The 11619-nt window shown below is 73.5% G+C and carries 10 protein-coding genes and 1 riboswitch; of the genes, 7 read left to right on the forward strand and 3 right to left on the reverse strand.

The window, feature by feature from the left end:
• Positions 1-21: 21 nt before the first annotated feature.
• On the reverse strand, positions 22-1182 hold the full coding sequence (locus HMPREF3086_RS16140; protein ID WP_070722926.1) for a pyridoxal phosphate-dependent aminotransferase: 1161 nt from the start codon (positions 1180-1182) through the stop codon (positions 22-24).
• Positions 1183-1245: 63 nt separating this feature from the next.
• Between HMPREF3086_RS16140 and HMPREF3086_RS16145 the strand changes: the two genes are divergently transcribed.
• On the forward strand, positions 1246-1752 hold the full coding sequence (locus tag HMPREF3086_RS16145; RefSeq protein WP_246831025.1) for a Rieske (2Fe-2S) protein: 507 nt from the start codon (positions 1246-1248) through the stop codon (positions 1750-1752).
• 121 nt (positions 1753-1873) lie between these two features.
• A riboswitch (FMN riboswitch) is annotated at positions 1874-2029 on the forward strand.
• 101 nt (positions 2030-2130) lie between these two features.
• Positions 2131-2877, forward strand: coding sequence for a nicotinamide mononucleotide transporter family protein (locus tag HMPREF3086_RS16150; protein WP_061228541.1), 747 nt, complete (start codon positions 2131-2133; stop codon positions 2875-2877).
• A gap of 416 nt (positions 2878-3293) precedes the next feature.
• Here the strand turns inward: HMPREF3086_RS16150 and HMPREF3086_RS16155 are convergent, their stop codons facing one another.
• Positions 3294-3902 carry a class I SAM-dependent methyltransferase gene (locus HMPREF3086_RS16155; protein WP_061228540.1) on the reverse strand — a complete coding sequence of 203 codons (609 nt, stop codon included), beginning with the start codon at positions 3900-3902 and terminating at the stop codon, positions 3294-3296.
• A gap of 79 nt (positions 3903-3981) precedes the next feature.
• On the reverse strand, positions 3982-4971 hold the full coding sequence (locus HMPREF3086_RS16160; protein ID WP_070722928.1) for a glucosyl-3-phosphoglycerate synthase: 990 nt from the start codon (positions 4969-4971) through the stop codon (positions 3982-3984).
• A gap of 80 nt (positions 4972-5051) precedes the next feature.
• On the opposite strand from HMPREF3086_RS16160, the gene HMPREF3086_RS16165 reads away from it, so the two are divergent.
• Genes HMPREF3086_RS16165 through HMPREF3086_RS16185 form a run of 5 tightly spaced genes read left to right on the forward strand, consistent with a single transcriptional unit; the run spans position 5052 to position 11486 of the window.
• The gene (locus HMPREF3086_RS16165; protein WP_061228538.1) at positions 5052-6341 is read left to right on the forward strand and encodes an acyl-CoA dehydrogenase family protein; all 1290 of its coding nucleotides are present in this window, start codon (positions 5052-5054) and stop codon (positions 6339-6341) included.
• Positions 6338-7669: a phosphotransferase family protein gene (locus HMPREF3086_RS16170; protein ID WP_371412139.1), complete on the forward strand. Its 1332-nt coding sequence runs from the start codon at positions 6338-6340 to the stop codon at positions 7667-7669. Before HMPREF3086_RS16165 ends, HMPREF3086_RS16170 begins: the two co-directional genes overlap by 4 nt.
• Positions 7669-8379 (forward strand): histidine phosphatase family protein, encoded by a 711-nt coding sequence (locus HMPREF3086_RS16175; protein WP_061228536.1) that lies wholly within the window; start codon positions 7669-7671, stop codon positions 8377-8379. The genes HMPREF3086_RS16170 and HMPREF3086_RS16175 overlap by 1 nt, the downstream gene beginning before the upstream one ends.
• A 36-nt stretch (positions 8380-8415) precedes the next feature.
• On the forward strand, positions 8416-9225 hold the full coding sequence (locus HMPREF3086_RS16180) for an alpha/beta fold hydrolase (RefSeq protein ID WP_070722930.1): 810 nt from the start codon (positions 8416-8418) through the stop codon (positions 9223-9225).
• A 41-nt stretch (positions 9226-9266) separates the two neighbouring features.
• Entirely contained in the window at positions 9267-11486 is a 2220-nt protein-coding gene (locus tag HMPREF3086_RS16185) for an MMPL family transporter (protein WP_083324489.1), read from the forward strand.
• Positions 11487-11619: the final 133 nt, after the last annotated feature.

Here is an 11619-nt window from a genome sequence, read left to right on the forward strand (position 1 = left end):
CGGGTGCTGCGCCGGGCGGCGTCAGCGCGCCAGGGCCCGCAACCGCCGCCCGGCCTCCGCGAGCACCTCGGGTCGCTTGCAGAACGCGAACCGCACCAGGTGCGACCAGTCGTCGGTGAACGCGTCGGTGAACGGCGCGAACGGCACCGCCGCCACCCCGACCTTCTCGGGCAGCTCGAGGCACCACGCCGCCGCGTCGGTCACCCCGAGCGGGCCCGGGTCGGCGGTCAGGAAGTAGGTGCCCTGCGCGACGACGAGGTCGAACCCGACTCCCGTGAGGATCCCCGCCAGCTCGTCCCGCCGGTCCTGCATGTCCTTCCGGAGCGTCGCGATCCATTCCTGCTCGTGGCGCAGCGCGTGCGCGACCGCCGGCTGTAGCGGCGAGGCGACGGTGAAGCTCATGTACTGACGCGCGGTGCGCGCCCCCTCGACGAGATGCGCCGGCCCGGTGAGCCACCCGATCTTCCAGCCCGTGCAGTTGAGCAGCTTCCCCGCGCTGGAGATCCGCAGCGTCCGCTCCGCCATCCCGGGCAGCGTGGCGATCGAGACGTGTTCGACCCCGTCGTAGGTGAGGTGGGAGTACACCTCGTCGGAGATCGCGATCGCGTCGAACTCGCGGCACAGGGCCGCGATCTCCTCGAGGTCCTCACGCGGCAGCACGGCGCCCGTGGGATTGTGCGGCGTGTTGACCAGCACGGCCCGCGTCCGCGGCGAGAACGCGTCCCGCAGCGAGGCCACATCGAGTCGGATATGGCCGCCCGAGCGGATCAACCGCGCGGCGCGACGAGTGGCCCCGGCCATCGCCACCGCGGCCACGTAGGAGTCGTAATACGGCTCGATGACGACCACCTCGTCGTCGTACTCCACCAGGCCCACCACCGCGGCGGCGATGGCCTCCGTCGCGCCGACCGTCACCAACGTCTCGGTGTCCGGATCGTGCACCAGGCCGGTGCGCGCCGTCTCGTCGGCGACGATCGCGTGACGCAGCTCGGGGATCCCCGACCCGGGAGGGTACTGGTTGTGGCCGTCGCGAAGCGCCCGCACCGCCGCCTCGATCATCGACTCCGGCCCGTCCGTGTCCGGGAAGCCCTGGCCCAGGTTGATCGCGTCGAACTGCGTTGCCAGGCGCGAGACCTCGGTGAAGATCGTCGTGGCGTGGGGCGCGAGTCTGCGGACCGTCATGGGGGAAGCCTAGGTGTGTTGACGGCGCCGGTGGCCGCGGGCCGGGCCGATACGATGGGCGGCATGTCCGAGCCCTTCTCCGCCGCCCCCGCTCCGATCGGTACCTCCCCCGCCCGTGCCAGCGGTGCCCGCTCCACCACGGTCGGCCCGTGCACGCAGCGCCGGGCCGTGCTGGCGGCCCTGCCCGGGATCATCCTGCTGCCGGGCATCGCCTCCGCGTGCGGGATGACCGAGCCGGCCCAGCCGCCGTCGACCGTGCAGCAGACCACCACGGTGCCCGCGACCACCATCCCGGCCGCCGAGATCCCCGTCGGCACGGCCAAGCAGTTCAAGGCCGGCGACTCGACGGTCATCGTGGCCCAGCCCACCGAGGGCGAGTTCGTCGCCTACTCGGCGCGCTGCACCCACCAGGGCGGTGTCGTGCAGGTGATCGAGGGCATGACGCTGCGCTGTCCGCTCCACGGCGCCGAGTACGACGCCACCGACGGCCGCAACACGCTCGCCCCCGCGCCGCGTCCACTCGACGTCGTGCCGGTCAGCGAGTCCGGCGGACAGCTCGCCCTCGGCTGACGCTGACTGGAGCCGGTCGACGCCGGCCTACGACCCCGCGGCTTGCGGTGCATCCCGGGGCGGGGCGCGGCGCGGCCCCGACGCGGGTTGCGGCGCGGCCGCGTTCAGGGGTACAACAGGAACACGTTCTCAGGGCGGGGTGAAACTCCCCACCGGCGGTGATGTCGTCGACCCCATGGTCGGCGGCGAGCCCGCGAGCGCCCCGCACGCGCGGGGGTCAGCAGACCCGGTGTGATCCCGGGGCCGACGGTCATAGTCCGGATGGAAGAGAACCTCGCGTCACCCGATGCGGACCCGGCCGGCGACGGTCGTGGCCGGGCGGGCGTCGTGGCACAAGCCCTGGGCCGTGGAGTGTAGAGCCCGTGAAAGGGGCACACGATGAGCCTCCTCGTCTCCTTCCTCGACGCGCAACTGGTGATCGGCGGAGTCCCGATCCTGTGGCGCGAGATCATCGGCAACGTCTTCGGCCTGGCCGCCGCGATCGGTGGCATGCGCCGCGTGGTGTGGGCGTGGCCGGTGGGGATCGTCGGCAACCTCACCCTGCTCACCGTCTTCCTCGGCGGCGTCTTCCACACCCCGCAGGACGTCGACCTCTACGGCCAGGCCGGCCGGCAGGTGATGTTCCTCGCGGTGGGCGTGTACGGCTGGTGGCAGTGGTCGCGGACGCGGCGGGCCAACGCGACCGCTGCTGCCGCGGCGGCCGCCCACGGTGGGCCCGTCGCTGACGCGCCCGCGGTACGACCGCACTGGGCGACGGGCCGTCAGAGGGCCGGGCTCGTGGTGGGGATGCTCGTCGGCACGCTGCTGTTCGGCTGGATCTTCGCGCAGCTCGGCTCGTGGGGCCCGTGGGCGGACGCGTGGATCTTCACCGGCTCGATCCTCGCGACCTACGGCATGGCCCGCGGCTGGACGGAGTTCTGGCTGTTGTGGATCGCGGTCGACGTCGTGGGCGTTCCGCTGCTGCTCAAGGCCGGCTACTACCCGTCGGCGGCGTTGTACCTCGTGTACGCGGCGTTCGTCATCTGGGGGTTCGTGGTGTGGTGGCGCGTCGACCTGGCGGAGCGAGCGGCGGCGGCCACGGCCGTCGGGAGGACGGAGTCGCTGGCGGAGCCGCAGCGGGCGTAGTTCCGCTGCCGGGTACGCACCGCTGCGTCGATCCGCCCTCCGATTCACGATTCGCCCTCCGGAGTGCGCTCCGCGCTAGGAACTCCGCGGGCGGATCGTAATTCGAGGGGCCGATCGCAATTCGAGGGGCCGATCGTGGCCCGAGGTGCGGATCGCGAGCCCCGCGAACACCGAGCCCGACACCAGCGCTCCGGCCGTGGGTTCGGGAGTGCCCGCCCTTTCACGTCGCGCCACCTATCCGATTTCACGCCGCCTAAGGGGTCCGATAGGTGTCGCGTGATCAGATAGGTGGCGTTCGCAGGGGCAGTCACAAACCGCCGCTCACCGCCGCTGTCAGCGCGAACGGCCCCGCGGACGGCCCTCGTGGACGGCCCCGCCGCGAACGACCCCCGCGGACGCCGAACTCGCGCGCGCCGTCAGTCGGCCCAGCGCCGCGCGTGCAGCAGGACGTCGATCGCGGTGGCCTTGCCGGCCGGCCGCAGGTCGTGTCGCAGGGAGATCACCTCGAGGCCCTCGGCACCGCGGGCGAGGTCGGCGACTCCGGGCAGGAGAGTCGGGTCCTGGGGCCCGCCGACACCGCGGCGGAGGTTCTCGGCGGCGTGGCCCAGGTAGACGAGGTGCCCGCCGGGCCGCAGCCAGGTGCCGGCGTCGCGGAGCACGGCGTCGAGTTCCGGCAGGTCGAGGTGGAGGAAGCCCACCACGACGAGGTCGACCGGCTCCGCGGGTGACCAGGTCCGCGCGTCGCCGACCACCCAGTCGACGCTGCCGCTGCGCCCCTCGTCGGAGTCCTTCGCCCGGGCCTGCTCGATCGCGACCTCGGAGAAGTCCACGGCCTGCACCCGCCAGCCGTGCGCGGCGAGCCAGCGCGCGTGCCGCCCGTCACCGCACGCGAGGTCGACGGCGGTGCCCACTCCGAGGCCGGCGTCCTCCGCGGCCGTGACCTCCGCGACGATCCGGGCGGCCGGGGTGGTCCCCCAGGCATCGGGCTGCGCGAGGTAACGGGCGTTCCATGCGGAGGCGTCCACGGGCGGTGGTCCTTTCGGTCGAGTGTGGGAGAGGTCGAGTACGGGAGAGGTCGGGTGGGGCGGACAGGAGGGAGGGCGACTACGACCCGCGCACGTCGCGCATCGGCGGCCGCTCACCGGGGTCGACCCGGACGGTCTCGGCGCGGAAGCCGCCGTCGTCGGGGTCGCGCCGGTGCAGGGTGAGGGTGTCGCCGGGGGCGCCGGCCCCGGTGACGCGCCCGTGGCGCCGCAGTCGGGTCAGCATCGCCAGGTGTTGGTGCATGGCCATCACGGCCAGCGTGGAGTCGGGGGAGTTGCGGTGCACCCGTCGCCCCAGGTCCACCTGGGCGAGTGCGTCGAGGCCGTACGCCTCATAGAGGTCCACGAGAATGCCGAGGTCGACGCCGTACGCGCCGGCGAAGGGGATGGACTCGAGCGCCTCGCGCGTCCCGGCGTACTCGCCGGCGAGCGGCTGGACGAAGCCGCCGAGGGCGGGCCAGTGGGTGGCGATGAGGGGCCGGGCGACGAGTTCGGTGACGCGGCCGCCGCCGGCGGGCAGGACGGTGCGGCCGTCGTCGAGGGGCCGGTCGTAGGCGCCCTTGCTGAACACGACGCCGGGTTCGGTGAGCAGCGGCCCCAGCAGTCCGGTCGCGAACGCGGGGTCGAAGTCGCGCAGGTCGGAGTCGAGGAACGCGACGATGTCACCGTCGGTGGCGGCGAGCGATTTCCACAGCGCCTCGCCCTTGCCGGGCACGTCGCCCAGGGCGGGGAGGATCTCACCCTGGGCCACGACGCGGGCGCCGGCGGCGCGCGCCACCTGTGCGGTGGCGTCGGTGGAGTGGGAGTCGACGACGACGAGCTCGTCGATCAACGGCACGCCCCGCACGAGCTCGGAATGCAGGGCGGCGACGATCGCGCCGACGGTCGACTGCTCGTCGCGGGCGGGCAGCACGACCGAGATGCGGCGGCCCGCCTTGGCCGCGACGAGGTCGCCGGGGCGGAAGTCGGCCGCGCGGTAGGTTCGTCGCGCCGACCAGGCACGAACCGGGTCCGCCCGGTCGGCGAGGGTCGTCCGCGAATGCTCGGTCACGTCCGCGATCCTGCCAGAGCCGGGGACGTGGTGGTCTCGAGCGCCGGGCCCGGGTGGGAGCGGTGTGCCACGATGCACATATGGACTTCTCCCCGTCGCCGCGCGCCGCCGAGCTCACCGCCGCGGTCCGCGAGTTCATCGACGCCCACATCGCCCCGGTCGAACCGGACATCCACGCCGACATCGCCCGGCGCCGTCTGTCCGGGCGGGACCCGTGGGCGGTGGACCCCCGGGTCGGGGAGTTGCAGGCGCTCGCGCGCGAGCAGGGGCTGTGGAACCTCTTCCTGCCGGCCGGCCACGAGCGTCCCTACGCGGAGCGCTACGGCACCCGCGGCGGCACGGGCCTGACCAACACGGACTACGCCCCGGTCGCGGAGGAGATGGGCAGCTCGTTCCTGGCCCCGCTGGTGTTCAACTGCAACGCCCCGGACACGGGGAACATGGAGGTCCTGCTCAAGTACGGTTCGCAGGAGCAGAAGGACCGCTGGCTGGACCCGCTTCTGGCCGGGGAGATCCGCAGCGCGTTCCTCATGACCGAGCCCGCAGTGGCCTCCTCCGACGCCTCGAACATGGCCGCCACCGCGCGGATAGAGGGGGACGAGGTGGTGCTCGACGGTCGCAAGTGGTGGTCCACGGGCGTCGGTCATCCCGACTGCGAGGTGGGCATCTTCATGGGCGTGTCCGACCCGGACGCGCACCGCTACCTGCGGCACTCGATGGTGCTCGTGCCCATGGACGCCCCCGGCGTGACGGTGGAGCGGATGCTCACCGCGCAGGGCGTCCACGACGAGCCGCTCGGCCACGGCGAGGTGACGCTCACCGGTGTGCGGCTGCCGGTGTCGAACATCATCGCCGGCCCCGGCCGGGCCGCGGAGATCGCGCAGGGCCGCCTGGGCCCGGGCCGCATCCACCACTGCATGCGGCTCATCGGGCTGGCCGAGATGGCGCTGGATCTGGCGTGCCGCCGCGCCTCCGAGCGGGTGGCGTTCGGCAAGCCGATCGTCAACCTCGGCGGCAACCGCGAGCGCCTGGCGGGGGCCCGCATCGCGATCGACCAGGCCCGCCTGCTCGTCCAGCACGCCGCCTGGAAGCTCGACGCCGAGGGGCAGGCGGCGGTCGAGGTCAGCGCGATCAAGGCCGCGGTCCCGAAGATGGCGCAGGAGGTCATCGACATGTCGCTGCAGCTGCACGGCGGCGGCGGGATGAGCGACGACTTCCCGCTGGCCGGGGCGTACGCCACCGCGCGGTCGCTGCGACTGGCCGACGGCCCGGACGAGGTCCACCTCGCCGTCGTCGCCCGCGCCATGCTCGCCCCCTACCGTGACGCCGCCGCGGCCCGGACCACCGCCGACGCCGGGTCCGACCGGTGAGCCCGCGGGACGGTATGCCCGACGACGACGCCGCCCTGCGCCGCCGCGTCCCCGGCACCGGCGCGGTGCGCGCCGAGGACGCCTTCGACGTGGAGGCCGTCGCCGCGTGGTTGCGGTCGATCACCCCCGACGACCCGGACGTGCTCGCCGGCGTGGACCTGGGCGACGACGACGAGCCGGTCCTCCCGGAGGTCCGCCAGTACACCGGTGGCGCGTCGAACCTCACCTACCTGCTGCGCTACCCCGGCGCGGACCTGGTCCTGCGGCGACCGCCGGCGGGGACCAAGGCCCGGGGCGCGCACGACATGAGGCGCGAGTACCGCGTCCAGTCGGCGCTGCGGCCGGTCTACCCGCTGGTCACGCGCATGGTCGGGTTCTGCGACGACCACTCGGTCATCGGCTCGGACTTCTACGTCATGGAACGCATGGCGGGCACCATCCTGCGCAAGAACCTGCCCCGCGACCTGCGCCTCGACCGGGTCACGACCCGGCGCCTGAGCGAGTCGGCCGTGGACGCGCTGGTGGACCTGCACGCGGTGGACGTCGCCGCCGCCGGACTGGAGGACCTCGACCGCGGCGAGGGATACGTGCGCCGCCAGGTTGAGGGCTGGTCCGCCCGCTACCGCCGCGCCCGCACCCCGGACGTCCCGGACTTCGCGCCGGTCATGAAGTGGCTGCACGCGAACCAGCCCGAGGACGTCGGCCACTGCCTCGTCCACAACGACTTCCGGTTCGACAATCTCGTCCTGGACCCCGACGACGTCACCCGGGTGATCGGGGTCCTGGACTGGGAGATGGCCACCGTGGGCGACCCGCTCATGGACCTGGGCGGCGCGCTGGCGTACTGGGTCCAGGATGACGACGGCCCGCTGTTCAAGGCCTTCCGTCGCCAGCCCACGAACGCGCCGGGGATGCTCACCCGGCGGCAGGTCGTCGAGCGCTACGCGCGCCGCGCCGGCCTGGACATCACCGACGAGCAGTGGCGCTTCTACGAGGTGTTCGGCCTGTTCCGGCTCGCGGTGATCGCCCAGCAGATCAACCACCGCTACTACCACGGGCAGACCACCAACCCGGCCTTCCGCGCGTTCCGCCCCGGGGTGGCGTTCCTCGAGCAGCGCTGCCTGCGCCTCATCCGCACCGGCGACGGACGCCTGTCACCCACGCGGATCTCACCGAAGGATGTGATCCCGGAGTTGCTCGGCGTGCCCCGGGTGGCGCTGCCGCTTCTCGCCGGCGGCGTCCACGACGCCCGCGGCAGGGTCACCGGCGTCCTCGGCGGACTCCCCGTCATCGGCGGTCTGGTCCGCGGCGCGGGGGGTGAGCGCTGATGGGCGCCATCCACCTCGTCCGCCACGGGCAGGCGTCGTTCGGCAGCGGCGACTACGACCGGCTGTCCGAGACCGGGCACCTGCAGGCGCGCCTGGCCGGCGAGGACATGGCCGCCCGCGGCCTGCGGCCCGACGTGGTCGTGCACGGCGGCATGCGGCGCCAGCGCGAGACCGCGGAGGGCCTGCTCGAGGGCCTGCGCGCACACGGCGCCGTCGACTGCCCCGTCGAGGTCGACGAGCGGTGGGCGGAGTACGACGCCGACGCCGTCCTGGAGGCCGCGCGCGTGGCCGGCCTGTCCGCCGAGCACGGGACCCTCGACTCGGCGGGCTCCTCCGACGAGGCCAAGCAGGCCTTCCAGCGGGAGCTCGACGCGGCGTTGGGTCACTGGTCGGGGCTCGAGGCGTTCGCCCGGTACCGCGCCGACGCCGAGGCCGCCCTCGCCGACGCCGCCGCCCGCTCCGGCAGCGGAAGGACGACCCTCGTCGTGTCGTCGGCCGGAACCATCTCACTGGCCGTGGCGACCCTGCTGGCCGACCCGGAGGGCGTCGTCGGGTTGTGGACCCGACTGCAGCGTGTGACGGTGAACACCGGCACGGCCCGTGTCGTGGTGGGTCGGGGCGGAATGACCTGCATCGCGGTCAACGAGCACCAGCACCTCGAACGGGCGGCCGGACCGGATGACCCGCGTCGCCTGATCACCCTCCGGTGAGCGCGCAGCGGGACACGACCTCAGGAGAGACGCCCGATGCCCACGTTCCGACGCGGTCACACGACGATCGCTTACACCGACACCGGCGCGCCCGCCGGTCGTGAGGACGCCCCCGTGGTGTTGTTCGCCCACGGTCTGCTGTTCTCCGGCTGGATGTTCCACCCCCAGATCGCCCGCCTGCGGGACCGCTACCGCTGCGTGACGATCGACTTCCGCGGGCAGGGCAACTCGCCGCGCGCCCTCGGCGGGTATGACATGGACACCCTCACGGTGGACGTCGCCGAGCTGCTGCGGCACCTGCAGATCCCGGTGGTCAACTTCGTGGGGCTGTCCATGGGCGGCTTCGTGGGCATCCGGTTGGCCGCCCGCAATCCCGAGACCGTGCACACCCTCACCCTCATGGACACCGCCGCCACCGCCGAGGAACCGGCCAACCGCCGCAAGTACCGGACCCTGTCGGCGGTGTACCGCGTCGCCGGCATCCGCCCCGTCCGGTCGCGGGTAGCGCCGATCATGCTCGCCGACGCCAACCTCGACGCGCCCTGGGTCGACGAGTGGATGGCGATGCTCGAGCGCACCGACCGGGCCGGACTCGTCAAGGCGATCGAGTCGGTCGCCGATCGGGACCCGTGCGAGGACGAGGCGATCCGGATCATCGCGCCCACGCTGGTCGTGGTGGGCGCCGAGGACGCGGCCACGCCGCCGGAGAAGTCCCGCCGGCTGGTCGAGCTGATCGCGGACTCGCGGTACCGCGAGATACCCGGGGCCGGGCATTCGCCCACCCTGGAACGCCCCGACGAGGTCACCGCCATCCTCGAGGCGTTCCTCTCCGAATACGGCGTGTGAAGACAGGGGAATCGATGCGAGCGGGGCGCTCTGCCGCGGAGATGTCAGGGTCGGCGGGAGGGTGGGTGGGCGTCGTCACCGGTCGGGTCTCCGCCTGGGTGACGCTGGTGGCGGTTCTGCTGGTGAGCGGGGCGGTGTTCGCGTTCGCCTCGTCGGAGAGCTCGTCCGAGGCGCCGCGGACCCTGCCCGACGACTCCGAGGCCGCGCTCGTCTCCGAGATCCAGCGGGAGTTCCCCGACTCCGGCTCGGTGCCCGCGGTCCTCGTGGTGACCCGCGAGGACGGCGCGGAGCTCGGCCCGCAGGGCATCGCCGCCGCGGTCGGCGCCGGTGAGCGCATGTCCGAGGTCGTGGGGACCCCGCCGCAGGGTCCGATCCCGTCGGACGACGGGGCCGCCGCTCTGGTGCTCGTGCCCGTCGACGCGTCGCTCATCTCCGGCGGCGAGGGGCGTGAGCTCGTCGCGGAGATGCGCTCCGTCGTCGTCGCGGGGCTCGACGACGGTCTGAGCGCGCAGCTCACCGGCGGCCCCGCGTTCGCCGCGGACACGGCCGCCGCGTTCGAGGGCGCCGACTTCCGGCTCCTGGCCGCCACCGCTCTGGTCGTCGCGGTGCTGCTCATCATCACCTACCGCTCGCCGGTCCTGTGGCTGGTTCCGCTGCTCATCATCGGCGTCGCCGACCGGGTCGCGGCTCTGCTCGTCTCGTCGGTCGGCGAGGCCGCGGGCGTCACCGTCGACGCCTCGACCTCCGGCATCGTCTCCGTCCTCGTCTTCGGCGCGGGCACCAATTACGCCCTGCTGCTGGTCTCCCGCTACCGCGAGGAACTGCGCAGGACCCGGGACCGCCGCACCGCACTCCGCGACGCCTACCGCGGCGCGGTCCCGGCCGTCCTCGCCAGCAACATCACGGTCGTCCTCGCCCTGCTCACCCTGCTGCTGGCGACCCTGCCCAACTACCGCTCGCTCGGCCTGTCCGCGGCGGTCGGCCTTCTCGTCGCGCTGGTCTACGCGCTCGTCGCGCTGCCCGCCGCCCTCGCGGTGTGCGGCCGCGGCCTGTTCTGGCCGTTCATCCCGCGCCCGGGCCGGCACCACGGTCGCCACGAGGCGGGTTCGGAGCCCGCCACGCCCGAGGGCTTCGACGAGGAGGTGCCCCCCGGGGTCTGGGGCCGCATCGCCGCACGCGTCGTGAAGCGCCCGGTCACGGTGCTGGTGTCCTGCGTTCTGCTGCTGGCGGTCCTCGCGCTGGGCCTGGTCGGCACCCGCGTCGGCCTGAGCCAGACCGAGCAGTTCCGCACCGCGTCCGAGTCCGCCGCCGGTCTGGAGACCGCGGCCGAGCACTTCCCGGCCGGTGTCACCGACCCGGTCACCGTCCTCACCCGCACCGGGACCGAGGCCGGGGTCGCGGAGGCCGCCCGGGGCGTCGAGGGCGTCGTCTCCGCCCGACCCGCCGGGGAATCGGGAACCGGGTGGAGCCGCGTCACCGTCGTGCTCGACGCCGCCCCCGCCACCGACCGGTCCGAGGACAGCGTGGTCGCCCTGCGCGAGGCGGTCGACACGGTGTCGGGCTCGGACGCACTCGTCGGCGGGTCGGTGGCCGAGGCCGTCGACACCTCCGAGGGCAACATTCGCGACCTGACCCTCATCGCGCCGCTCATCCTGCTCGTGGTGTTCCTGGTCCTCATCCTGGTCCTGCGGTCGTTCGTCGCGCCGCTGCTGGTCCTCACCGCGACCGCGCTGTCGTCCGTCGCCGCGCTCGGGCTCGGCACGTTCGTCACCACCCAGATCCTGGGCTTCCCGGGCCTCGACGTCGCGGTGCCGCTGTACAGCTTCCTGTTCCTCGTGGCCCTCGGCGTGGACTACTCGATCTTCCTCACCATCCGGGCCCGCGAGGAGGCCGGCACCCACGCCACCCGCGAGGCGATGGTCCGCGCCGTCGCCCTCACCGGCGGGGTCATCACTTCTGCCGGCATCGTGCTCGCCTCGGTGTTCGTGGTGCTCGGCGTCCTGCCGCTCATCGTGCTCACCCAGGTCGGCGTGATCGTCGCCCTCGGCGTGCTGCTCGACACCTTCATCGTGCGCACCCTGGTCGTCCCGGCCCTGTTCACCCTCGTCGGGGACAAGGTCTGGTGGCCGGGTGATCCGCGCCGCGGGCACCGGCGTGCCGCCGGCGACGATCGCACCCCCGACGGCACCGGAACCGCCGACCCCGACTCGGGCGGTTCCCATTCCGACACCCCCCGCCACCCAGAGGAGACCCGCGCATGAGCACCACCGCCCGCACCCACGCCGTCCCTGACGCCCTCCCCGACCGCACCTACCGCCACGGCTCCCGCCTCCGCGGGCTCGTGACCGCGCTGGCCGTGGCCCCGCTGTTCGCGGCGGGCCTCGACGCCGCCCC

The organism is Dietzia sp. HMSC21D01, assembly GCF_001815995.1.
Classification (GTDB): Bacteria; Actinomycetota; Actinomycetes; order Mycobacteriales; family Mycobacteriaceae; genus Dietzia; species Dietzia cinnamea.

Excerpts from the sequence above, each read along its gene's own strand:
- HMPREF3086_RS16140 (WP_070722926.1), bottom strand. The coding sequence starts at position 1,182 with ATGACGGTCCGCAGACTCGCGCCCCACGCCACGACGATCTTCACCGAG.
- HMPREF3086_RS16145 (WP_246831025.1), top strand. The coding sequence starts at position 1,246 with ATGTCCGAGCCCTTCTCCGCCGCCCCCGCTCCGATCGGTACCTCCCCC.
- HMPREF3086_RS16150 (WP_061228541.1), top strand. The coding sequence starts at position 2,131 with ATGAGCCTCCTCGTCTCCTTCCTCGACGCGCAACTGGTGATCGGCGGA.
- HMPREF3086_RS16165 (WP_061228538.1), top strand. The coding sequence starts at position 5,052 with ATGGACTTCTCCCCGTCGCCGCGCGCCGCCGAGCTCACCGCCGCGGTC.
- HMPREF3086_RS16175 (WP_061228536.1), top strand. The coding sequence starts at position 7,669 with ATGGGCGCCATCCACCTCGTCCGCCACGGGCAGGCGTCGTTCGGCAGC.
- HMPREF3086_RS16180 (WP_070722930.1), top strand. The coding sequence starts at position 8,416 with ATGCCCACGTTCCGACGCGGTCACACGACGATCGCTTACACCGACACC.
- HMPREF3086_RS16185 (WP_083324489.1), top strand. The coding sequence starts at position 9,267 with ATGTCAGGGTCGGCGGGAGGGTGGGTGGGCGTCGTCACCGGTCGGGTC.